The following is a 22,923-nucleotide window of genomic DNA, read 5'->3' as shown; positions in this document are numbered from 1 at the left end:
AATTCAGCCTGCGCTGCAGCCCTGAATATCTACTGCGTGATTGGCGCCCAGAACCGTAATCCGGATCTCAGACCGATCCAGCGCAAAGGGTGTGCCCGATGCATTGATAATCTCGGCCTCGGCCACCAACGTATCGCCCTGCCGTTGCGCAACCGGCTGCGAAGCCCAGAGGGAGGGGTTGCCGGGTTCGATCACAGCCACTTCATGACCACCTGCCGATGGCATGGTCACCCGTGCTTCGATACGCATACCGTCCTTCGTTGGCGTCAGACGACACGTGGCACTGGACACACGAGCTTCGGCTGCGGAATAGGGGCGTTGCGCCAGTGCGGCGGCAATCGCGGGATGGCGCCCGGCTTTGGCGTCGAGCGTGTGGTCAAAGCCCAGACGTTCCGGAATACAAACGTCTTTGCAAACGCCCAGATCCATTTCGCCCTGCAATCGGACCGGCTTGGCAGGGTTGCGCGGCGTAATCTCAATCGGAAGGACCAGTTGGTTCTTGTAACCGATCGACTGCAACCCGTTCTGATCGAAGACATCGGGGGCAGGCCATGTGATTTCAACACGCCCGACATTGCTTGAGCGTTTCCAGTTGATTTCCGGCGGGATGCCAGCATCTCCTGGCGCGCGCCAGTAGGTTTTCCAACCATCCTCAAGCGTCAGCTTCAAGGCGGTAAGATAAGTGCCGTTTGCAGTCCGTCCGCCATCCAGAATATCCAGCCGAACCACACCATCCAGACCCTGTGCGGCAACCGGGACGGACAGTTGCAGGCAAGCGATTGCGGCGACGGCAGTGTGTTTCATCGACATCTTCATCCTTCTTAAATGCGTGGCGTTGGCCCGGATTCCAAGTCACGTTCTGTTCACTGGGATGAATTCCGCCAAAATACCTGTTGTTCTCTTGCCAATGGACATGCTGCGGGGCCATTGTTGAGGTGTTCTGAGAAAGAGATGGCGGCCCATGGACCTGACCGGAAAACTGTTGATTGCGATGCCCGGTATGGGGGATCCGCGATTCGACCATTCGGTTGTGTATGTGTGCAGCCACGGCGACGATGGTGCGATGGGTTTGATTGTGAACAAGCCCTCGGACCTGCGGATTAAGACCTTACTGGGTCAGCTGAACATCGCCTGCCGTATTCCGATTGTCGGAGAGCGCCTTGTGCATTTTGGTGGGCCGGTCGAGATGTCGCGCGGCTTTGTTCTTCACAGCGCCGATTATGAGGCCAACCTGCATTCAATGCAGATTTCCGAGGACTTCAGCATGACGGCGACACTTGATGTGCTCGAGGATTTGGCGTCAGGCAGCGGGCCGCTGAACTCGATGCTGGCGCTGGGTTATTCTGGCTGGGGTCCCGGTCAGCTTGAGGATGAAATTGCCATGAACGGCTGGCTAACCACCGAGGCAACGTCGAAACTTGTTTTCGATGTGCCCGATGATGCGAAATGGGAGGCAGCGTTGGCTACTTTGGGCGTGGACCCGCTGACCCTTTCTGCCAGCGCGGGGCGCGCCTGATCAGCTGTCGCGGGGTGCAGCAGCACGCCGCAGCCGGTCATTGATTGCCTCCCCCAATCCCGTGCCCGGGATCGGAGAAACGGCAATCGGTCGCCCGGTTTCGTTCAGCTGATGCAGAAACGCAAACAGATTTGCCGCTGCTTCGGTCAGGTTGCCAGTGACGGACAAGTTCAGGTCGCACTCAACCTGTCCAAATCCCAGCAACACCTCGTCACCCTGACGGATTTCGGCATTCAAACGGACCGGGGCGTCCGGCGCATAGTGTGATTGCAACTGGCCGGGGGCGGTCAGAAGATCACCGGATTGATGCAAATGCAATCGCGTTTTCAGCGTCTCTTCGACCTGCTCCAGCGCGATGCCACCTGGACGCAAAAGTGCAGGTTCCCCGGCCAGGCCGATGATGGTGGATTCAAGCCCGACATCGCACGGCCCGTCATCCAGAACAGCCGCAATCTTGCCGCCAAGACCCGACCAGACATGACTTGCCGTGGTTGGACTGATCTGACCCGACGGGTTTGCCGAAGGCGCCGCAACCGGGCCATCAAATTCGGCCAGCAGCGCGCGCGCTGTCGGATGTGCCGGAACGCGGACGGCCAGCGTATCCAAACCTGCGGTCACCAGCGATGAAATCCCGTGCCCTTCGCGCAAGGGCAAAACCAAGGTAAGCGGACCGGGCCAAAAGGCCTGTGCCAGATGCTCGGCCTGATCTGACCATTGCACATACCGTTGCGCCGCGGCGACCGATGCGACATGTGCGATCAGCGGATTGAAGCTGGGCCGCCCCTTGGCCTCGTAGATCGACGCCACCGCCTGCCCGTTGCGCGCATCGCCGCCCAGACCGTAGACCGTCTCGGTCGGGAAAGCGACCAGAAGGCCCTGCCGCAACATATCTGCAGCCCGCGCGATGCCGCCGGGATCCGCCGTCAATTCCTGAGTGCCGGTTGAGATCATATCTGGTGACGCCGCGTTTTGGTTGCTTGAAACATAGGGGACAGTAGGTAATTGATCCAAGCTCATACGCTTACCGGCGCTTGCCCACAATTCCAAGCCTGCCGATATGTTCTGAATTGTTAGCCTTCGAGAGTGATCATGCCCTACCGCACCCCAATTTCAGATTACCAGTTCCTGCTGGACCATGTGGTCGGGTTCGACCAGGTCGCTGCGACGGATAAATTTGCTGATGCCAGCGGGGATGTGGTCAATGCGATCCTGACCGAAGCTGGGAAAATGTGCGAAGAGGTGATGGCCCCTTTGCAGCGCCCCGGTGATCTGGAACCTGCACGACTTGAAAATGGCGTGCTGCGAACTTCTCCGGGATATGCAGATGGCTGGAAGGCTATTGCTGAAGGTGGCTGGATCGGGATCAGTGGTAATCCTGAATACGGGGGGATGGGGTTGCCTATGACCATCACCACGGCGGTCAACGAGATGATGAGTGCCGCTTGCCTGTCGCTGCAACTTGCGCCGCTTATGTCTCAGGGCCAGATCGAGGCGTTGGACCATCACGCCAGCGACGAATTGAAAGCGCTGTATCTGCCTAAGATGATGACGGGGGAATGGTCGGGCACCATGAACCTGACCGAAGCTCAGGCCGGGTCGGATGTCGGCGCGTTGTCTGCGAAGGCTGAGCCGAACGGTGACGGGACATATTCGATCACCGGTCAAAAGATCTTCATCTCGTGGGGCGATACCGATTTCACCGAGAATGTCTGCCATCTGGTACTGGCCCGCCTTCCAGATGGGGTGCCCGGCACCAAAGGAATCTCGTTATTCCTTGTCCCCAAATTCCTGCCTGATGAAAATGGTGATCCGGGCGCGGCCAACGATCTGAAAGTGGTTTCGCTGGAACACAAGATGGGTTTGCACGGGTCGCCCACCTGCGTGATGCAATATGACAAAGCCAAAGGCTGGCTGGTGGGCGCCGAACATGGCGGTATGGCGGCCATGTTTACCATGATGAACAATGCGCGTCTGGGTGTGGGCGGACAGGGCGTGGGTGTGGCCGAAGGTGCATATCAGCACGCGTTGGCCTATGCGCTGGAACGGAAACAAGGCAAAACGCCGTCCGGGACGATTATCGACCATGCGGATGTGCGCCGTATGCTTTTGGATATGCGTGCTGATGTTTATGCCGCGCGCGCGATCCTGTTGGCCAATGCGGTTGCAATTGATATGGCAGAGGCCACTGGTGACGCCGATTGGGCTGCGCGGGCCGCGCTGTTGACGCCGATCAGCAAGGCGTTTGGTACTCAGACTGGGATGCGTGTGGCTGAAACCGGGGTCCAGGTGCATGGTGGCATGGGATATATTGAGGAAACCGGAGCGGCACAGTTCTATCGCGATGCGCGTGTCACCGCGATCTACGAGGGCACCAACGGCATTCAGGCGATGGACCTTGTGGCGCGGAAGATGATGGACGGGGGCGAGGCTGCTTCGAACCTGCTGGATGAGATCGAAGATCAGGCCGAACGCGCCCGTGCAACGCTGCCCGATCTGGCGGGGCCAGTATGGGAAGCCACCGAAACGCTGCGCGAGGCGACAGAATGGCTGGTGGCACAGGACGATTTGAATAACCGTTTTGCAGGCGCAGTTGCTTATCTGCAGGCTTTTGCCCGGGTGCTGGGCGGGCACTATCACCTGACCGCAGCCCTTGCCGATCCGGATGGGCCGCGGGTGAAACTGGCGCAATATTACATCAACGCCCTGTTGCCAGAACATACGGGCCTTTTGGCGCGGGCGCAGAACGGGGCGGACAACCTTTTCGCGCTGAGCACGGACGAGTTCGAAGCCTGATGGATGGGGATCACGTCTTGGGGATCAGATATCCGTGGGCTGAACCGCCCGTGCAGGGCGAAGCCACCGAGATTGCCCAAGGTGTTCTCTGGATGCGCCTGCCCCTGCCTATGGCGCTGGATCATGTAAATATCTATGCGCTGGACGATGGCGACAGCTGGACCGTGATCGATACAGGGCTGTCCTCGAACAAGACGCGGCGCATCTGGGAAGCGTTGATGGCCGGGCCACTTAAAGGCAAGCCGATCAGACGGGTGGTGGTGACTCACCATCATCCCGATCATGTTGGCAATGCCGGATGGTTTCAGACGGAACACGGCGCCGAGCTGGTGACAAGCCGCACCTCGTGGCTGTTTGCGCGGATGCTGACGCTGGATGTGCAGGAAACCTGGCCGCAAGAAACGCTGGATTTTTATCGCAGCGCGGGCATGGCATCCGAAGTTTTGAACAAACGGATGGCGGACCGGCCCTTTAATTTTGCCGACACGGTCTATCCCATGCCGCTGGGTTTTACCGGGATCAAGCAGGGTGACGTGATCCGTATGGGTGGACGCGACTGGGACGTTCATTTGGGCAATGGCCATGCACCGGAACACGCCACCTTCTGGAGCCGCGATGACAATCTGGTGCTCAGCGGCGATCAGATCCTAAGCTCGATCAGCCCCAATCTGGGTGTCTATGCGACCGAACCCATGGCCGATCCTGTTTCAGGATGGATGGAGGCCTGCGAGAGGCTTCAGGCGCTCGCCCGTCCCGATCATCTGGTTTTGGGCGGGCACAAACTGCCCTTCACGGGTCTGCCGTTGCGTATGAAGCAGCTGATTGATAACCACCATGGCGCGCTGGAACGGCTGCTGGATCATCTGGATCAGCCCAAATCTGCTGCTGACTGCTTTATGCCGTTGTTCAAACGCACAATTCGCGAGGGTGAGTATGGCCTTGCGCTGGTTGAGGCGGTTGCACATGTAAATCACCTCTACCACATTGGTGCAGTAACCCGGACGCAACGCGCGGATGGGGCATGGTTATATCAGCGCAAAGGGTAGACGAATGCAGGACCAGATCGAAACCTCGGCCGAGGCCGCAGAAGCTGCAGCGTTGCCAAGGTGTTACGAGGTGCACGCCGATCCAAAAGCCGAATCCGGAAGCAAAAAACTGCCCGAGACGTTGAAGAAACCGGTGGCCAGCAAAAGCCCTGCACAATGGGCCTACGAGCGGTTAATCCTGTATATCCAGAATTTCGAACAGACGCTGGACGGTGATCATGAGGTCGCCATGGGGTTCACCGGTGGCGACGCGGGCGTGATGCGGATCGAGGGGATGGGTTATTTCGACCCTGACATGATAACCTTTTACGGGTCAGATGGGACCGGAGCCCGCACGCAACTGGTGCAACATGTCAGCCAGTTGAACGTGATGTTGCGTGCGCTTCCCAAATCGGTTGAGGACAAGCCAGCCAACCGCATCGGGTTCCGCCTGGCTGCGGACCTGAAAGACAGCTGACTTGCAATTCACGTTTGCGCGCCTTTGAATGACTGTATCAGTTCGGAGGCGACCGCGTGAGCAGATATTTCCATGCCGTAACACATGCCTACGCGGGGGCTTGGGCCCGGCGTCGGGTTTTTGTGCCAATCTATTTCGCTGTGCGATTGCTGCTTGTGGCGCTGATCGCGCCAGGGGTGGCGCTGGCGGTCAATCTGGCAGTTTCCCTGTCTGACCAAACGGCCTTGACCGATCAGGACATTGCCATGTTCCTGCTGTCTCCGGTCGGATTTATCTCGTCAGTTGTAGTTTTGAGCCTGTTTCTACTGGCCGAGGTCTTTGTGTTCTCGGTTATGGCCGGGTCGCTGCGTATGGGCGAACAAGATCCCTGGCGTGCTGGCAGTGCGGCGCTCGCATTGATCCTGTCCCGTTTCCCTGCGTTGTTCGGATTTGCCGTGCGTTTCATCCTGCGTGTCCTGTTGCTTGCCCTGCCATTCGTGGCTGTCGCTGGCTTGATCGCTTGGTGGACGCTGACTGAATACGACATCAACTATTACCTGACCTTCCGCCCCCCCGCCTTCAAGGTGGCGGTTCTTCTGATCGGAGTGGTTGTTCTTGTACTGGCGTGGCTTTTGATCCGCCGCCTGTCCGCCTGGGCGCTGGCCCTGCATTTGGTCCTTTTCGAACGAACAGCGCCCCGATTGGCGTTTGCCCAAAGTGCGCAGAAAATGGAAGGCAAGCGCGGGCGGCTGAAGATCGAACTTGCCCTTTGGCTGGGAATGCGCCTTGTCGTCGCCGCTTTGATTGCCGCAGTGGCCAGCCTTTTGTTTACTCTCGTACCCGTACAGGACGGCGGCAACCTCAAGCTGGCCCTGACCTTCAGTTTTGTCGTCGCTGGGCTGTGGTCATTGGCGGGGCTGGTTTTGGCAGCAACGGCGCTGGGCGCGCTGGCCGTCTTGCTGGACGGGTTTTTCGATACAGACGGAAAAAAGATCGCTCACCCAGAGCCCCAGAAAATTCGGGCGCCTGTATTTGTGACAGTGGGCGCATCCCTTGCCGCGTTGGGTATTGGCCTTTGGTCAGGTCAAAGTCTGCTGGAACGTGTGCAGGCCCCGGATCATGCCGAGGTCATTGGCCACCGGGGTGCTGCGGCCTTGCGGCCGGAAAACACGATGGCCTCGGTTCTGAAAGCCATCGAGGACGGAGCGGATTGGGTTGAAATCGATGTTCAGGAATCTGCGGATGATGTGGTCATCGTGGCCCATGACAGTGATTTCATGAAACTGGCGGGTGTTAACCTGAAGGTCTGGGATGCAACGATGGCGGATGTGGCCGATATCGACATCGGCAGCTGGTTTGACCCGGAATACGCCTCGGAACGCACGCCAACTCTGCGTGATGTGCTGGAGGCGGCCAAAGGCAAGTCCAGGGTTCTTATCGAACTGAAATACTATGGCCATGACATCGATCTGGAAAACCGGGTGATCAATCTGGTGGAAGAACTGGAGATGCAGAACGATGTCGCCACAATGTCGTTGAAATACCCGGCCGTCCAAAAGATGAAGAAACTGCGCCCGGACTGGCGTTCGGGTGTATTGGCGGCCACAGCCGTTGGCGATCTGTCGGGGTTGGAGGGCGAGTTTGTCGCGGTCAATGCAGGGATTGCGACGCCGGGCCTGATCCGAAAGGTCCACGATGCCGGTAAGGATATCTATGTCTGGACAGTGAACGATCCGCTGCAGATGTCCAAAATGGCGTCTATGGGTGTTGATGGCCTGATAACCGATCGCCCGGCCATGGCCAATGAGGTTCTGCGCGTGCGCGCCGAAATGGGACCGGCAGAGCGGCTGATGTTGTGGCTGGCCACGGCGTTCGGATTGCAGGTCGACACCAAGGCGATGCGCGATGAAAGCCCTTAATCTGTCGCTGCTGTTACTCATATTTCCGCATGTTGCCTTGGCACAGGACTTGATGCGCCGGTTCGAAATGCCTGCCCATCACGCCTTGATGGACCAGAGCGACGGAGCCGAGCTGCAACCATTCGAAACAGACGGGTGTTCGGGTGGGTTGTCCGCAAGCTGGCGCTGGGTGGCAAAGCAATTCCCACAGGTTGGCGAGCTTTTTGAAGAACATCCGCCATGGGAAAACTGTTGCGTGATCCACGACCGGGCATATCACAACGCTGGCGGAACGGATTCGGCCGAGGAAAGCTATGACGCGCGTTTAGCGGCGGATGATGCCCTGCATGCCTGTGTTGCGGCGCATGGAGATCTGTATGCTGACGAATATGCTGATCGCTATGATATGGAACCTGATCAGATCCGCTCCATTCATGCGATTACTGCGGATGCCATGTATGGGGCGGTTCGTTTCGGTGGCGGGCCGTGCAGCGGCCTGCCCTGGCGGTGGGGGTTTGGGTATCCCGGATGCTCGGTCCTCAAGTAAGCGCGCCCTGCGCGCGAATGACGTGGTGACAGGCGTTTTGTTTTCCATTATCCAACAAGTCAAACACGCGAATTGGGATTCTGAGACTCATGGCTGAACACAAACACGGCGAAATGAACATCGACGTTCAAACCAAAACTTTTAACGGTTTCATCAAAGCCACCACCTGGTGTGTGGTTGCAATCGCCTTGTTGTGCCTGTTCCTGGCAGTTTTCGCCTCGTAAGCAACTCGGGGGCGGCTTTGCTCAGGATATTGACTGCGTGTCTTGTGGCCGCAACGTTGGCTGGTTGCGCTGCATCACAGCGCCCGCAAGCGGATCAGACTGAAATTACGTCCCGCTCCTATCGCGATCCGGGGCCATCGACCCTGACCTTGTACACGATGATCAGCACCCGGACCGGTTCGGGCGCGCACACGTCGCTGATGATCAGCGGCAGTGAGCGGGTTATCTTCGACCCGGCAGGATCGTTCCGGGCGGATGTTGTACCGATCAGGAACGATGTGCTTTACGGTATTACCCCGAATGTCGAACGAGCGTATCGCAGCAGCCACGCCCGCGAAACACATTATGCGCGCATCCAGACGATCGAGGTCACTCCGCAGCAGGCCGAAATTGCATTGCAACTGGCCAAACAGATGGGCCCGGTGGCTGGTGCATTCTGTGCAAACTCTACCTCGCAGCTGTTGCAGCAGGTTCCGGGGTTCGAACAGATCACGACCACATTCTATCCGGTCAAACTGTCCGATCAGTTTGGGGCGTTGCAAGGTGTTCAAACGGCGGAATACCGTGAAAACGACGACGCGGACCTGCAAAAGGGACTGGCGTTCAACAATGCGCGCCTGAACCAGTTGGACGCGGCTTCATCCAACTAGATACAGCAATGTGTAAAGCGTTGCCGCCCCGGTAAAAATGGCCGCCAGCACGTTCTTGGTTAGAATGCCCACAGACAATGCAACCGCTGCGGCCGACATACGGGGTATATCCGGTTGTCCTTCGGTGGCTGCAGGCCAAACCACCAGCGGCGCGATCAATGCAGGCAGGATGGCCACGGCTGTATATCGAAGGTGACGTAACAACCAGGGCGGCATCGGGCGATCACCGACGAGACCGATGAAGGTAAAGCGCAAAGCATAGCTGCCCACCGCAAGACCCACGATGATGATCCATATTGTTGTCTGGTCGATCTGGTTCATGGCGCGTTCCGCTTTAGCATCAATTCTGCCTGCGCACCGGCCATCATCCCTGCCGCGCCTGCGATCAGCAGGCCCAGATTGAACGGCACACTCACGGTCAGCAGGGCAACGACAATGGCGACCAGGGCGGCGATGACATGGGCCAGCGTACGCATCATTGGCCCGATCATCGCCAGAAAGGTGATCGGCAGCGCAAAGTCCAGCGCCCAGCTTTCCGGTATTTGAGCGCCCAGCACGGCACCCAGACAGGTTCCCAAAACCCACAGCGGTGTGATCGGAGTGACCGAACCAAGGAAATAGGCCATTCGCTGGGGGATCGTCAGTTCAGGCTCTTTTTCGAACTGCGCGATTGAGCAGGCGTAAGACTGATCCACGATCAGGTAAGCCGCACATGCTCTCTGCCACAAGGGCGCGGCACCCAGATACGGCGTCAGCGACGCGGAATACATCGCGACCCGCAGGTTCACTGCCAGGGCCGAGATCAAAACGATGATTGTCGGCGTTTCATCCTGCAGAAGTTGCAGAGCTGTGAACTGCGCCGCGCCTGCAAAGACGGTAATGGAAAAGGCAATGGTCTGCACGATATTCAACCCTGCTTCTGTCGAGAAGACACCGAACAACAGACCAAAAGGCACAGCCACGAAGACAAACGGCGTGCCGTCGCGAAAACCTTTCCAGAAGTATGACTTGGATGTGGCAGAGGCCATGGCTAAATCCTATGGTGACGCCAGCAGCAGTATCGGTCTTGTGAAGGGGTTGCAATTGGTCACCGAAACCGACGTGTCAGACTATGTAATCGCTCCTGATCCGGGCGCGGCCCGCCTGACCCGTGCGGTCAAGGGGGTGGACCAGAATGGCGAGGTCAGTCAGATTTCAGTGGTTGAAGAGCGCCCACTGACGATCTTCCTCAACGCGCAGGAAATTGTGACGGCGATGACCATTGGCGACTATCCCGAATATCTGGCGCTGGGTTTTCTGCGAAATCAGGGCATGCTGCTGGCTGGTGATGAGATTACCCGTGTCGATTACGATGATGATCTTGAAGCCGTTATTGTCCGCACCGCACGCGCGACTTCGTACGAAGACAAGTTGAAGAAAAAGACACGCACCAGTGGCTGCGCTGTGGGAACGGTGTTTGGGGACATGATGGAGGGCCTTGAGGGCGTTCAGCTGCCGCAAGTGCAGGTCCGTACCTCGTGGCTTTACGAACTGGCGGCCAAGATCAACCGCACTCCGTCGCTTTATCTTGAGGCCGGGGCAATTCATGGGACTGTCTTGTGCCGGGAAAACCGCCCGCTGGTTTATATGGAAGACGTGGGTCGCCATAACGCTGTCGACAAGATCGCAGGCTGGATGCTGTCCGAGGGTGCGACGGCAGAGGACAAGATCCTTTACACCACCGGTCGCCTGACATCCGAGATGGTGATCAAAACGGCGATGATGGGCATTCCTGTGTTGGCGTCCCGTTCCGGCTTTACCGCCTGGGGTGTCGAGATCGCGCGTGAGGTCGGCCTTACGCTGATCGGCCGGATGCGCGGACAGCGCTTTGTTTGTCTTTCCGGTGAGGAACGGTTGGTTCGTGATGTGGATCCGTCGACGGTTGTGGCCGAAGACAGGAAACACAGGCGGAAGAGTAGCCAATGAGTGATGAAAACAGGAAACCCCTCGGCGTCATCCTCGCAGGCGGGCAGGCCACCCGGATGGGCGGCGGTGACAAAGGTCTATTGCAGATTGGTGGGCAGAGCCTGCTGTCCCATGTCGTTGACCGGCTGTCTCCGCAAGTCGATGGTTTGGCCCTGAACGCAAATGGCGACCCCGAGCGTTTCAGCGATCTGACGCTACCCGTTCTGCCTGACACGATTGAAGGCTTCGCTGGCCCTTTGGCCGGTGTTCTGGCGGGGCTCGATTGGGCGGCAGATCAGGGGGCCGACAGTATCGTAACGGCTGCCGCAGATACACCGTTCTTCCCTCGTGATCTGGTGGCGCGCCTGCAAGAGGCGGCAGCGGGGCAGGTGCATCCTCTGGTCTTGGCCACTACTCCGCGAACGGGCGACGAGGCGCTGAAATCCGGTGGGGGCAGGCGGGTCAACCGGCACCCGACCTTTGGGCTCTGGCCTGTGGCGTTGCGCGATGATCTGCGGGCGGCTCTGACGGACGGGTTGCGCAAGGTCGTGCTGTGGACTGATAAACATGACGGACGCGAGGCTTTGTTTCAGGCTGACCCGTTTGATCCGTTCTTCAATGTTAATACGCCTGACGATCTGGACCGCGCCCGGACATTGTTGGAGCAGGTATGAGGGTCTACGGCGTCACCGGCTGGAAAAACGCGGGCAAAACCGGGCTGATGGAACGGCTGGTGGCCGAAATCACGGGGCGGGGCTTTACCGTCTCAACCGTCAAACACGCGCATCACGGCGTCGATGTGGATCAGCCGGGCACGGACAGTCATCGTCACCGCGTTGCTGGCGCCAGCGAGGTGTTGCTTGCGTCGGGGCAGCGCGTCGCCTTGATGCAAGAGCTGCGCGGCGCACCCGAGCCGCCTTTGGCTGAACTGCTGGCGCGGCTTTCTCCGGTTGATCTGGTGCTGGTTGAAGGCTTCAAGCGGGAAGGCCACCCAAAGGTCGAGGCGTTTCGCGCCGAGACAGGAAACACTCTGATCGCGATTGAAAACGATACCGTTCGAGCCGTTGCCAGCGACACGGCGCTGGAACTGGATCGCCCGGTATTCGACCTGAACGACACAGTCAGGATCGCGGACTTCATATTAGATGAGGTCGGTTTGTGACCCTGTTCCAGACCTTTGCCATAGTGGACTGGTCTGGTGGAAATGACACCGGACCAACGCCGCGCAAAGACGCGATCTGGGTCTGTATTGTGCGTGAAGGGCAGGCACAGAAGCCTGAATACCTGCGCAACCGGGCGCTTGCCGAGGCGTGGCTGGATGCCCTGATCCGCACCGAACTGAAGGCAGGTCGCCGCCTGTTTCTGGGGTTTGATTTCCCTTTTGGATACCCGAAGGGTTTTGCCCGCGCGATGACCGGTACGGATGACCCCTTGACCTTGTGGGACTGGTACGAACAGCATGTCGAGGACGGTTCGAAAATGAACAATCGTTTCGACTTGGCAGGCCGGATCAATCGACAATTCGGAGGAAGAGGCCCATTTTGGATGAATGGCCTCGGGCGTGACATTGATGGTTTGCCGCGAACCAAGACAGGCTATTCCAATCCGTTTTCCGACCGTCGTGCGGTTGAAGCCTTGGCAAAAGGCAGTTTCACCTGCTGGCAGATGGCGGGTGCAGGCGCGGTCGGTGGGCAGGTGATGATGGGGCTTCCAGTTCTAAGCAGGCTCCGCCATCGCTTTGCCGGACAAGTCGCGGTCTGGCCGTTCGAGTCGTTGGATAGACCCATCGCCTTTGTGGAAATCTGGCCGTCGCTCACCTTGGGTGCGCCACCGGACGGGCGGATCAAGGATGCCTGGCAGGTCGAACAGGTCGCCTTGACTCTGTCGCGTTTGACAGAGCAGGAGTTGAATGCGCAATTAGATGTTTCAGCGGCAGAGGAAGGCTGGATATTGGGTGTGACTCAGAAAAAGCCAAACATAGCCCCGCCACCGTTGCGCAACGATTGTTTTGCGTTGCCAGCGGGTGTGGAGTGGACGCCGGTTGATGACGCCTTGGCCTATTTGCGCGACGTGTTGCATCCGATTACCTCGGTCGAGGTGGTCGCGCTGAACAAGGCGAGTGGGCGCATTCTGGCAGAGGATGTGACAGCCCAACGTTCCAACCCGCCGCAGCCGAATACAGCCGTGGATGGGTTCGGGTTCGCTGGTCCGGTTTCAGATGGGCCACAGGTCCTGCCGCTGGTCGATGGGCGTGCAGCAGCCGGTATTCCGTTTGAGGGTGACGTTCCTGCGGGCAAGGCAGTGCGCGTTCTGACGGGTGCGGCGCTGCCTGACGGGGTGGATACGGTTATTCTGGAAGAGGATGTCACAGTAAAAGACGGGCATATCGCATTCCATGGTCCGCTGAAACAGGGGGCAAATACCAGGCAAGCGGGCGAGGATGTGGCCGCGGGCGATCTGGCCTTGCCTACAGGGCGCCGATTGACACCGGCTGATCTTGCGCTGCTCACCGCTTTGGGCATTGCCGAGGTGAAGGTGCGCAAACCGCTGCGTGTCGCCGTGGTATCGACCGGTGATGAACTGGTCGACGCCGGAGAGTGCGCCGGACCGGGTCAGATATTCGACGCCAACCGCCCGATGCTTTTGTCTCTGGTCGAAAGGCTGGGGTTTGTGCCTGTGGATATGGGGCGTGTGTCAGATGATCGGGACGCCCTGCGGGAACGGCTGGACCAGGCTGCGGAACAGGCAGATGTGATACTGACGAGTGGTGGCGCATCTGCTGGTGACGAAGACCACGTATCTGCCTTGCTGCGCCAGGCGGGGGCGATGCAACACTGGCGGATCGCCTTGAAACCCGGTCGCCCTCTGGCTTTGGGGTTGTGGTCTGGAACCCCGGTCTTTGGACTGCCCGGCAATCCCGTTGCCGCTTTGGTCTGCACCTTGATCTTTGCGCGACCGGCGTTGGGCCTGATGTCGGGTGAAGGCTGGATCGAGCCGCAAGGGTTCGAAGTGCCCGCTGCCTTTGAAAAGCGCAAGAAACCGGGCCGCCGCGAATACCTGCGCGCGCGCATACGGGAAGGCCGGGTTGAAGTCTTCAAGTCAGAAGGATCGGGCCGGATCAGCGGGCTCAGCTGGGCCGAAGGGCTGGTCGAAATAGAAGATGGTGCCCGGCATATCCAACCCGGGGATATGGTTCGGTTTATCCCGTATGGCAGTTTTGGGTTGTGAAAATCACGGTCTCACGCGGTTTTTCTGATGCGGAACGCCAGCTGGTGGCGACCCTGTTCTGGCAGGCATTCTCGGCGAAACTGAACAAAGTCATGGGTCCGGATGAAAAGGGGCTGGCTTTCTTCGAAACTTCGTTGAACCCGGATTTCGCGCTTGTTGCACGGGACAAGGAAGACCGGATTTTGGGGCTTGCAGGTTTCAAGACACGCGATGGTGCATTGGCCGGAGGCAGAATGTCAGACCTAGCAAAGGTCTATGGCTGGTTTGGGGCCATTTGGCGCGCCCTCATCCTCAGCATTTTGGAACGCGAACTGAAACCCGGTGTGTTTCAGATGGATGGCATATTTGTGGCCGCGGGCTCGCGTGGAAAAGGCGTTGGTACGGCCTTGCTGGATGCCGTTAAGCGTGAGGCGCGGAAACAAAACATGTCAGTGGTTCAGCTTGACGTTATCGACACAAACCCCCGCGCCCGCGCTTTATATGAGCGCGAAGGATTTCGGCCTGTGGGTGAAGAAAAAACCGGACCTCTAAGTTACGTGTTTGGTTTCAGCAGCGCGACAAAGATGTCTTGGGTCGTCAAATCGGACTAATCAAACGTCCCGGCCACGCGCCCCAGCAACATGAACGCCCGCGCCGTGCGGGTCTCACCCAAAGCGCTCAGTTCTGCATCGCTTGCGGTGGGCTCGAACTCGGCCATCATCTTGTCGAAGCGGCGAAGAAAATGGTGGGCGGCGTCGCGGAAAATGGGATCCTGTTTCATCCGCGCAGCTGTCAGCGCCAGCGAGGACCTGTCGCGTACACCCCCCAGCGAGGCGACAGAGCGACCCCGCGCGCCCTGCGCGAACTGACGCCAGATTTCGGGCCGGGCCATGTCAGGGCGCAGGTCGTCCATGTAGATGCCTTCCTGGCTGAGCAGTGTAAGAACATCCTGCGAGGCTTGCACGATCTGCGCCGTCTTGCGGTCTTTCAGCGCCACGCGCAGGGCATTAAACCCTTCGGTGTCATTCTGAGTTTCCGGGAAGTTCAAGGCGCGGATAAAGATTTCGGTGCTCAACGGTGGCGCAATTTCTTCCGCAGACGTGCCCAGTTCAAGCGAGGTTTGAGCACCCGCAACGAGTGGTTTTGCAGGGACGTAAGGTGGCGTTGTGCGCTTGGTCGAAAATGTTGCCAGCGTGCTTTCGGTTTTTCGCGTCGCGGCTGCGATCTCATCCAGTTTCTTTGCTACCGCAGGTTCGTAGGTGCTGGATGCGCGCTGCTGCTGCGCCACATACGCCTGACGGATCGCGTCAATCGCAGTTTGCAGCCGCGCGCTTTCCTCGCGCATCACGCGGCTGGCACGCATGGCAGTGGCCGCGACCCAGATCATCGCCACAGGCATGAAAACGGCCAGAAAGGTGACAACAAAACCACCGCTCTGCGCCTTACCCGGCAACACCAGAAAAACAACCGACACCACCAGCCAAATCAGGCTGAGCACCAATGCGGCAATCTCAATCTCGGTGACAGACGGTGCCTTTGGGCGGTCATAGATGCCCAGCGAAGTCGGTCTTTCAGTTTCCGGGTCAGGTTTGGGCCCCGACATTACATGCGCTCCGGTCAGGCGTACTTGATACTCAGAATTTCATAAGAGCGCACGCCGCCAGGGGTGCGCACCTCGACACTGTCACCTTCGTCCTTGCCGATCAGGGCGCGGGCGATGGGGGATTTGATATTCAAAAGGCCAGCTTCGATATTGGCTTCATATTCACCGACGATCTGCCATGTCTTTTCTTCGTCGGTATCCTCGTCAACCAATGTAACCTTTGCGCCAAACTTAATCGCGCCAGACAGTTTTGCAGGGTCAATTACATCCGCCAGTGACAGGATACCTTCCAGTTCCTTGATGCGACCTTCAATAAACCCCTGCTTTTCGCGGGCTGAATGATATTCGGCGTTTTCTTTCAGGTCGCCAAGTTCTCGCGCCGATGCGATGGCTTCGATGATCGCAGGGCGTTCGACGGATTTGAGGTTCTTCAGCTCAGCTGCGAGTGCGGCATTGCCCGCAGGCGTCATCGGGATCTTTTCCATACTCTCTACGTCCACGCATAAACTGACTCGCCCCGCCGCACAGAAGCGTCGGGGCGAGTCCTAGGTTGACGATTACCTGACCCAATTAACACGTGAATTGCAAGGGGTGTCAGCAGGCGCAGCGATCAATTTGCAACATTGCGCCGCCGGGATTGTTTCGGGTGTGGCCTATGGCGATGGTCCGGTTGCCCGCCCTTGCACCATCGCCTCGAAGACGTGCAGAGCCACAGCATCTCAATCATATTGTACCACTTCAAACTCGATGCCGTTGTCATCCCTGAAATAGAACCGACGCCCCGGTTCGTAATCGGCATGATTATGGGGTTCGAACCCCGCCTTGCGCACCTTGGCCTCCGTTGCATCGATATCTTCAACCAGCACACCAACATGGTTCAGCCCGCCGACGACGTCGTAGCTGCTTTCGACCAATGGTTTCGGCGCATCGGGTTTGTAAAGCGCAAGATAGGTGTGGGCCGATCCGACATGCACCGTGTATCCGCCTGATATTGCGGGTCCTTCCCAGCGTGTTTTCCAGCCAAAGACCTGCTGCATCCAGGCGGCCGAGGCCTGTGGGTCGCTGACAGTGAAATTGGTATGCTCAAGCGTTGCCATCATGGGATCTCCTTTTTTGGCTTGTTTCGACTCACCGTAATTTCTAAACCTAACTTTAGGTCAAGGTATTTCTTCGAGGGCGACATGGCTGTTTCAGAAGGGTTGGCAATCGGGGCATTGGCCCGACGTACGGGGTTGGCCGTTTCAGCGATCCGGTATTACGAAGCACAGGGTTTGATCGCGCCCTGGCGTAATGCGGGTGGGCAGCGACGTTACCAGCGGGCAGATATCCGGCGGCTGAGCTTTGTCATGATCGCACAGCAGTTCGGCCTGACCTTGCCTGAAATTCGCGAGGTCTTGTCGGACTTGCCGGGAAAGCGAACACCGACACCACAGGATTGGAAAGCTATAAGCGTGCGGTTGCGCACTCATCTGGACCAGCGAATCGATACCCTGATGCGATTGCGCGACTATCTGGACGGCTGCATCGGGTGTGGGTGCCTCAGTTTGCCGAAATGCAAGCTTTATAACCCCGATGACAGGGCAAAATCCCATGGTAGCGGTCCCAGATACCTGATGGGTGATGCACCAGAGGACTGATGTGTCGAATAGCGCCCTTGTTACGCCGTGTTTCGATTGACCAAAGTCTTTCTGACCATGTAATCAGCCGTGAAACAAAATTGCGCAGATCCTGCAGTGACAGCGCCAATTCGGAAAGTAAGCTAGGGAGCCCGCGATGGCCGAGATTGAACGCGAAGCAATGGAATATGACGTGGTGATCGTAGGCGCAGGTCCTGCAGGCCTGTCGGCTGCCATTCGTCTGAAACAGCTGGATGCGGACCTGAACGTCGTCGTTCTGGAAAAGGGCTCGGAAGTAGGTGCGCATATCCTGTCTGGCGCAGTTCTCGATCCCTGCGGACTGGATGCATTGATCCCGGATTGGAAGGCAAAGGGTGCTCCGCTGAACGTGCCGGTGCATGAAGACAATTTCTACATGCTGGGCGAGGCAGGCAAGATCCGCATTCCCAACTTCCCGATGCCGCCGTTGATGAACAACCATGGCAACTACATCGTCTCGATGGGTAATGTTTGCCGCTGGATGGCCGAGCAGGCCGAGGAGCTGGGCGTGGAAATCTTCCCCGGCATGGCCTGTTCCGAGCTGGTTTACGGTGACAATGGCGAAGTCAAAGGCGTCGTGGCCGGTGTCTTTGGTCTGGAAGCGGACGGCTCTTATGGCCCCAATACAGAGCCTGGCATGGAACTGCACGGCAAATACGTCTTCCTGTCGGAAGGTGTGCGCGGCTCACTGTCCAAGGAAGTCATTGCCAAATACGACTTGTCTGCCGGCAAAGAGCCGCAGAAATACGGCGTCGGCATGAAAGAGATCTGGGAGATTGACCCAGCCAAGCACAAAGAAGGTACGGTCACGCACACAATGGGCTGGCCTCTGGGCGGCAACGCAGGTGGCGGGTCGTTCATCTATCACCTTGAAAACAATCAGGTCTATGTCGGCTTTGTGGTTCACCTGAACTACAAGAACCCGCACCTGTACCCCTATATGGAATTCCAGCGTTTCAAGCATCACCCGATGGTGGCCGAGCTGCTGAAAGGCGGCAAGCGCGTGGCGTACGGTGCCCGTGCGATCACCGAAGGCGGTCTTCAGTCGATGCCCAAGCTGGTGGCGCCGGGCGTGGCGTTGCTGGGCTGTTCCGCGGGCATGGTCAACGTGCCGCGCATCAAGGGCAACCACAATGCGATGCTGTCGGGCAAGGCTGCCGCCGAGGCCGCCTATGACGCGATCAAGGCTGACCGTTCGGGCGATGAGCTGACCGCTTACGAGGCCGATGTTCGCAATGGCGAGATTGGCAAGGACCTGAAGAAGGTGCGCAACGTCAAGCCGATGTGGTCCAAGTGGGGCATGATCCCCTCGCTGGTGCTGGGTGGTCTGGACATGTGGACCAACACATTGGGCTTTTCGCTCTTTGGTACGCTAGGGCATGGCAAGAACGATGCCCAGTCGACCGAGGAAGCCAGCAAGCACAAGCCGATCGACTATCCCAAGCCCGATGGGACGCTGTCCTTTGACCGGCTGACCAACGTGTCCTTTGCGGCAACCAATCACGAGGAAAGCCAGCCCTGCCACCTGCGCCTGGCGGACCCGGAAATCCCGGTCAAGGTCAACCTGCCAAAGTTCGACGAACCGGCGCAGCGCTATTGCCCGGCAGGCGTTTACGAAATGGTCGAGGATGACAACGGGCCGCGATTCGTCATCAACTTCCAGAACTGCGTTCACTGCAAAACCTGCGACATCAAGGATCCAAGCCAGAATATCACCTGGACCACGCCGCAGGGTGGCGACGGACCAAACTATCCGAACATGTAAGCAAAAAACCGGCAATGGCAGGGTCGTGAAGGCTCTGCCATTGCCTCTTGCCGACCGAAGCCCTAGCTTAACCGTCAGTCAACGATAGTAAGGCAGGATTTCGGTGGTTTCCCTGGTTCGTCGCACGGCATTGTCCGTGCTGCTCATGTCGTCGGTCGCTGTGCCGGCCTTTTCGGATTCGGGTGCCGGTTCATATCTGGCCGGGCGTCAGGCGATCTACGAAAGCGACTATTCTGCGGCGGAAAGATACTACGCCCAGGCTCTCAGGTTTGATCCGGAAAACGCGCTGCTCTTGGAAAGCGTTGTCGTCGCCCGCCTTGCGCTGGGGGAAATTGCCCGTGCTTTGCCTGTTGCAAAGCAGATCGAGGAAGCCAACCTTCCCAGTCAGGCCGCGCGTATGGCGATTTCGGCCAATTTGATTGCAGACGGCAAGTTTGACGAACTTTTGGCGCGTGACCCTGAAACGCAGGGGATCGGTCCTTTGGTTGATGGGCTGATGATTGCATGGGCCCACCTGGGGCAAGGTGAAATGACAAAGGCCATGGAGCAGTTCGATGCCGTGGCCACGCAGGAAGGCCTCAGGGAGTTTGCGCTGTATCACAAAGCCATGGCACTGGCCTCTATCGGCGATTTCGAAGGTGCCGAGGTGATATTTGCGGATAACAACGGCGCGGTTGCGCGGTTCTCGCGCCGGGCCGCGCTGGCCCGTACAGAGGTGCTGTCACAGCTGGATCGCAACGAAGACGCCATACAGTTTCTGGACGATGTGTTTGTTTCCGGTAGCGATCCGACCATTGAAGCCTACACTGATAAATTGACCGCGGGCGAGACGCTTCCGTTCACCCACGCGGGCTCTGCGCTGGATGGAATGGCGGAAATATTCTTTACCGTTGGTGCCGCATTGAACAGCGAGGCTTCGGCTGACTACGTCCTGCTTTATTCACGACTGGCGAGCTTTCTGCGCCCAGACCACGTGGACGCCATTCTGCTGAGCGCGGAATTGCTGGACAAGCTGCAACAGTATGATCTGGCCGTTGCCGCCTATCGCATGGTCCCGGCAAGCAGCAATGACCACCATGCCGCAGAACTTGGGCGGGCCGAAATCCTGGACAAATCCGGAAAAACCGATGCAGCCATTGAAGTTCTTCAAAATCTGGCGTTGCAAAATCCTGATTTGCCCAGCGTGCATGTTTCTCTGGCAGATCTTCAGCGTCGTCAGGAAAACTATGCAGCTGCGGTTGCCTCTTATGACACTGCGATTGCTCTGACGGACAGTCAGGCAGGCGGGAATTGGTTCCTGCACTACGCGCGCGGCATAAGCCACGAGCGGCTGAAGCAATGGGATCAGGCTGAAACCGATTTCCGTCGGGCGCTGGAGTTGAATCCGGATCAGCCGCAGGTGCTGAACTATCTGGGCTATTCTCTGGTAGAGCGGAAAGAAAAGCTGGATGAAGCGCTGGACATGATCCAGCGTGCGGTCGAAGCCCGTCCGGATAGCGGCTACATCGTGGATAGTCTGGGTTGGGTTCTGTTCCGTCTGGGTCGTTACGAAGAAGCGGTCGAGCATATGGAGCGCGCGGTCGAGCTGATGCCCGTTGATCCTGTCGTCAATGATCATCTGGGGGATGTCTATTGGGCTGTTGGGCGTGCACGCGAGGCCGAGTTCCAATGGAAACGGGCGCTGTCCTTTGTTGACCCCGAAGACACGGATGGTGAGGCTGACCCGGATCGCATTCGACGCAAGATCGAGGTCGGACTAAGTGCCGTTCTGGCCGAAGAAGGCGCGGAACCCTTGAAAGTCGCAAATGGAAATTAAGGCGTTTGCGCCCGCCAAAATCAACCTGACCCTGCATGTGACCGGACGTCGTAAGGACGGTTATCACCTGTTGGATTCGTTAGTGGTTTTTGCTGATCTGGGCGATCAGTTGACATTCTCGCCCGGTCCCGAGCTGACTATCGACGTGAGTGGGGAGTTTGCCGAAGGCGTGCCCACGGACAGCCGTAACCTGGTCTGGAAAGCGGCCGAAGGCGTCGGCTGGACCGGGCATGTCGAGCTGATCAAGTCTCTGCCCCACGGTGCAGGTATAGGGGGCGGGTCATCGGATGCGGCCGCTACGCTGAATATGCTGGGCGGTCTGGGCCGTAACATCCCGCCTGACCTGCCGTTGTCACTGGGGGCAGATGTGCCCGTTTGTCTGGAAAACCGCGCGATCCGAATGCAAGGCATTGGCGATCGTTTAGCATCGGTGGACCTTCCGCACCTGCCCGCGCTTTTGGTCAACCCGAATGTGCCGGTGCCGACAGGTACCGTTTTCAACGCGCTGGCGTCCCGAGACAATCCACCGATGCCTGAAAATGTTCCGGGTTTCGACAGTGTCGAGGATTGCGCCTTGTGGCTGAATGATCAACGCAATGATCTTGAAATCCCTGCCAAGGCTGTCGCGTCCCAGATCGAACGAGTTCTGGATGAGTTGTGGCAAACAAACCGCGCGTTGGTGGCACGCATGTCAGGGTCAGGATCAACCTGTTTTGCCCTATATCCAACGATAAAAGACGCGCATTTCGCGGCCTATGAGATCGGTGCGGCGCATCCTGACTGGTGGTGCCGCGCGACGCAGCTTAACTGAGGCGCGAGACCACGTAATCGGCCAGTTCGTGCAGCAAGCTGCGAATCTCATGATCGGGCAGAACATTCAAAGATGCCTTTGCCTTACTCGCCCAGCCCAAAGCGTCCTGTCGGGTTTTTTCCAGCGTTGTGTATTTGTCCATCAGACCCAGCGCATGATCCAGATCACCATCCTGTTGGCGACCTTTTTCGATCGTACGCTCCCAGAATGCACGTTCTTCGGGCGTGGCCTGTGCAACAGCCTTGATGACAGGCAGGGTCAGCTTTCGTTCGCGGAAATCATCGCCCACATTCTTGCCGGTTGTCTTGCTGTCCCCTTGATAGTCCAGCAGATCGTCTGCAATCTGGAATGCGATCCCCAATGCGTCACCATAATCGAACAGGGCCTTGATCTGTTCTTCCGATGCACCGGCGATCACGCCGCCCACCTCGGTCGCAGCTGAAAACAAAGCTGCTGTCTTGCCGCGCACGACCTGTAGATAAACGCTTTCATCTGTCCGCAGGTCGGTTGCTGCGGTCATTTGCAGCACCTCGCCCTCGGCGATGGTTGCTGAGGCATTGGCCAAGATATCCAGAACGCGCAGCGAACCCGTTTCGACCATCAATTGGAAGCTGCGGGAAAACAGGTAATCACCGACCAGCACACTGGATTTGTTGTCCCAAAGTAGATTTGCAGTTGGGCGTCCGCGCCGTTGGGCGCTCTCATCCACAACGTCGTCGTGCAGAAGGGTGGCGGTGTGGATGAACTCGACCGTGGCAGCAAGGCGTACATGGTGCTCGCCCGAATAGCCAAACAGCCGCGCAGCTGCCAATGTCAGCATCGGGCGCAGGCGCTTCCCGCCCGCCTCGACCAGATGCTGGGTCACTTCGGGGATACGTGGGGCATGGTCCGACGCCATCCGGGTGCGGATCAACGTGTTCACAGCCTCCATTTCACCCGCCAGTATTTCAGCGAGGCGCTCATGCGGTTTTGAGATCATGCCGACGGTCATCATACTCCTGATACAAGGCTC

At 58.2% G+C, this 22,923-nt stretch carries 25 protein-coding genes; 17 read left to right on the top strand and 8 right to left on the bottom strand.

The annotated features are described in order from the left end of the window. Positions 1-3 precede the first annotated feature (3 nt). Positions 4-804 (bottom strand): protein-disulfide reductase DsbD domain-containing protein, encoded by an 801-nt coding sequence (locus AC2FND_RS01710; protein WP_496767533.1) that lies wholly within the window; start codon positions 802-804, stop codon positions 4-6. 157 nt (positions 805-961) lie between these two features. On the opposite strand from AC2FND_RS01710, the gene AC2FND_RS01705 reads away from it, so the two are divergent. Continuing rightward, positions 962-1,516 (top strand): YqgE/AlgH family protein, encoded by a 555-nt coding sequence (locus tag AC2FND_RS01705; RefSeq protein WP_209506616.1) that lies wholly within the window; start codon positions 962-964, stop codon positions 1,514-1,516. Here the strand turns inward: AC2FND_RS01705 and AC2FND_RS01700 are convergent, their stop codons facing one another. After that, on the bottom strand, positions 1,517-2,467 hold the full coding sequence (locus AC2FND_RS01700) for an L-threonylcarbamoyladenylate synthase (protein ID WP_496767566.1): 951 nt from the start codon (positions 2,465-2,467) through the stop codon (positions 1,517-1,519). It abuts the gene before it with no gap. Positions 2,468-2,605: 138 nt separating this feature from the next. On the opposite strand from AC2FND_RS01700, the gene AC2FND_RS01695 reads away from it, so the two are divergent. The 7 genes from AC2FND_RS01695 to AC2FND_RS01665 all read left to right on the top strand — a co-directional run bounded on the left by AC2FND_RS01695 (position 2,606) and on the right by AC2FND_RS01665 (position 9,110). Then, positions 2,606-4,309, top strand: coding sequence for an acyl-CoA dehydrogenase (locus tag AC2FND_RS01695; protein ID WP_496767532.1), 1,704 nt, complete (start codon positions 2,606-2,608; stop codon positions 4,307-4,309). A 17-nt stretch (positions 4,310-4,326) separates the two neighbouring features. Then, a complete protein-coding gene (locus AC2FND_RS01690; RefSeq protein WP_496767531.1) occupies positions 4,327-5,355 on the top strand; it encodes an MBL fold metallo-hydrolase in 1,029 nt (342 codons plus the stop codon). Positions 5,356-5,359: 4 nt separating this feature from the next. Continuing rightward, positions 5,360-5,812, top strand: a complete 453-nt coding sequence (locus tag AC2FND_RS01685; protein WP_209598676.1) for a DUF6173 family protein — start codon at positions 5,360-5,362, stop codon at positions 5,810-5,812. Between the two features lie 56 nt (positions 5,813-5,868). After that, positions 5,869-7,710 carry a glycerophosphodiester phosphodiesterase gene (locus AC2FND_RS01680; protein ID WP_496767530.1) on the top strand — a complete coding sequence of 614 codons (1,842 nt, stop codon included), beginning with the start codon at positions 5,869-5,871 and terminating at the stop codon, positions 7,708-7,710. Further along, positions 7,697-8,236, top strand: a complete 540-nt coding sequence (locus tag AC2FND_RS01675) for a hypothetical protein (RefSeq protein WP_496767529.1) — start codon at positions 7,697-7,699, stop codon at positions 8,234-8,236. The genes AC2FND_RS01680 and AC2FND_RS01675 overlap by 14 nt, the downstream gene beginning before the upstream one ends. 89 nt (positions 8,237-8,325) lie before the next feature. Further along, a complete protein-coding gene (locus AC2FND_RS01670) occupies positions 8,326-8,460 on the top strand; it encodes an aa3-type cytochrome c oxidase subunit IV (RefSeq protein WP_209506609.1) in 135 nt (44 codons plus the stop codon). Positions 8,461-8,477: 17 nt separating this feature from the next. Then, positions 8,478-9,110, top strand: coding sequence for a hypothetical protein (locus tag AC2FND_RS01665; RefSeq protein WP_480475007.1), 633 nt, complete (start codon positions 8,478-8,480; stop codon positions 9,108-9,110). Here the strand turns inward: AC2FND_RS01665 and AC2FND_RS01660 are convergent. Together AC2FND_RS01660 and AC2FND_RS01655 are read right to left on the bottom strand one after the other, a co-directional pair. Then, a complete protein-coding gene (locus AC2FND_RS01660) occupies positions 9,099-9,431 on the bottom strand; it encodes an AzlD domain-containing protein (protein ID WP_209506607.1) in 333 nt (110 codons plus the stop codon). The two genes, AC2FND_RS01665 and AC2FND_RS01660, sit on opposite strands and share 12 nt — an antisense overlap. Next, positions 9,428-10,138, bottom strand: a complete 711-nt coding sequence (locus tag AC2FND_RS01655; RefSeq protein WP_496767527.1) for an AzlC family ABC transporter permease — start codon at positions 10,136-10,138, stop codon at positions 9,428-9,430. Before AC2FND_RS01655 ends, AC2FND_RS01660 begins: the two co-directional genes overlap by 4 nt. On the opposite strand from AC2FND_RS01655, the gene AC2FND_RS01650 reads away from it, so the two are divergent. Genes AC2FND_RS01650 through AC2FND_RS01630 form a run of 5 tightly spaced genes read left to right on the top strand, consistent with a single transcriptional unit; the run spans position 10,137 to position 14,872 of the window. Continuing rightward, positions 10,137-11,075 carry a formate dehydrogenase accessory sulfurtransferase FdhD gene (locus tag AC2FND_RS01650; protein ID WP_496767525.1) on the top strand — a complete coding sequence of 313 codons (939 nt, stop codon included), beginning with the start codon at positions 10,137-10,139 and terminating at the stop codon, positions 11,073-11,075. The genes AC2FND_RS01655 and AC2FND_RS01650 overlap by 2 nt on opposite strands. Then, entirely contained in the window at positions 11,072-11,728 is a 657-nt protein-coding gene (gene mobA, locus AC2FND_RS01645; RefSeq protein ID WP_496767524.1) for a molybdenum cofactor guanylyltransferase MobA, read from the top strand. The genes AC2FND_RS01650 and mobA overlap by 4 nt, the downstream gene beginning before the upstream one ends. Further along, a complete protein-coding gene (gene mobB, locus AC2FND_RS01640; RefSeq protein WP_496767522.1) occupies positions 11,725-12,216 on the top strand; it encodes a molybdopterin-guanine dinucleotide biosynthesis protein B in 492 nt (163 codons plus the stop codon). The genes mobA and mobB overlap by 4 nt, the downstream gene beginning before the upstream one ends. Beyond that, a complete protein-coding gene (locus AC2FND_RS01635) occupies positions 12,213-14,282 on the top strand; it encodes a molybdenum cofactor synthesis domain-containing protein (protein WP_496767520.1) in 2,070 nt (689 codons plus the stop codon). Before mobB ends, AC2FND_RS01635 begins: the two co-directional genes overlap by 4 nt. Then, the gene (locus tag AC2FND_RS01630; RefSeq protein ID WP_496767519.1) at positions 14,279-14,872 is read left to right on the top strand and encodes a GNAT family N-acetyltransferase; all 594 of its coding nucleotides are present in this window, start codon (positions 14,279-14,281) and stop codon (positions 14,870-14,872) included. Before AC2FND_RS01635 ends, AC2FND_RS01630 begins: the two co-directional genes overlap by 4 nt. Here AC2FND_RS01630 and AC2FND_RS01625 read toward each other — a convergent pair. The 3 genes from AC2FND_RS01625 to AC2FND_RS01615 all read right to left on the bottom strand — a co-directional run bounded on the left by AC2FND_RS01625 (position 14,869) and on the right by AC2FND_RS01615 (position 16,964). Continuing rightward, positions 14,869-15,864 (bottom strand): hypothetical protein, encoded by a 996-nt coding sequence (locus AC2FND_RS01625; protein ID WP_496767518.1) that lies wholly within the window; start codon positions 15,862-15,864, stop codon positions 14,869-14,871. The genes AC2FND_RS01630 and AC2FND_RS01625 overlap by 4 nt on opposite strands. Before the next feature lie 14 nt (positions 15,865-15,878). Continuing rightward, positions 15,879-16,349, bottom strand: coding sequence for a transcription elongation factor GreA (gene greA, locus AC2FND_RS01620; protein WP_209506599.1), 471 nt, complete (start codon positions 16,347-16,349; stop codon positions 15,879-15,881). A gap of 234 nt (positions 16,350-16,583) precedes the next feature. Further along, on the bottom strand, positions 16,584-16,964 hold the full coding sequence (locus AC2FND_RS01615; RefSeq protein WP_209506596.1) for a VOC family protein: 381 nt from the start codon (positions 16,962-16,964) through the stop codon (positions 16,584-16,586). Positions 16,965-17,045: 81 nt separating this feature from the next. On the opposite strand from AC2FND_RS01615, the gene soxR reads away from it, so the two are divergent. From soxR to AC2FND_RS01595, 4 genes are all read left to right on the top strand, one after another. After that, positions 17,046-17,501 carry a redox-sensitive transcriptional activator SoxR gene (gene soxR, locus AC2FND_RS01610; protein ID WP_496767516.1) on the top strand — a complete coding sequence of 152 codons (456 nt, stop codon included), beginning with the start codon at positions 17,046-17,048 and terminating at the stop codon, positions 17,499-17,501. A 136-nt stretch (positions 17,502-17,637) separates the two neighbouring features. After that, positions 17,638-19,284, top strand: a complete 1,647-nt coding sequence (locus AC2FND_RS01605) for an electron transfer flavoprotein-ubiquinone oxidoreductase (RefSeq protein WP_209506592.1) — start codon at positions 17,638-17,640, stop codon at positions 19,282-19,284. Positions 19,285-19,429: 145 nt separating this feature from the next. Continuing rightward, complete coding sequence (locus AC2FND_RS01600) at positions 19,430-21,100, top strand: tetratricopeptide repeat protein (protein WP_209506712.1); 1,671 nt, start codon at positions 19,430-19,432, stop codon at positions 21,098-21,100. Next, a complete protein-coding gene (locus AC2FND_RS01595; RefSeq protein WP_496767515.1) occupies positions 21,090-21,911 on the top strand; it encodes a 4-(cytidine 5'-diphospho)-2-C-methyl-D-erythritol kinase in 822 nt (273 codons plus the stop codon). Before AC2FND_RS01600 ends, AC2FND_RS01595 begins: the two co-directional genes overlap by 11 nt. On the opposite strand, the gene AC2FND_RS01590 is transcribed toward AC2FND_RS01595, so the two are convergent. Continuing rightward, entirely contained in the window at positions 21,904-22,902 is a 999-nt protein-coding gene (locus tag AC2FND_RS01590) for a polyprenyl synthetase family protein (protein ID WP_496767514.1), read from the bottom strand. The genes AC2FND_RS01595 and AC2FND_RS01590 overlap by 8 nt on opposite strands. Between the last annotated feature and the right edge of the window lie 21 nt (positions 22,903-22,923).

The organism is Ruegeria sp. BHSB056 (genome assembly GCF_059613305.1).
The sequence above is the reverse complement of the archived record's forward strand: the minus strand, read 5'-3'. Positions and strand labels throughout refer to the sequence as shown.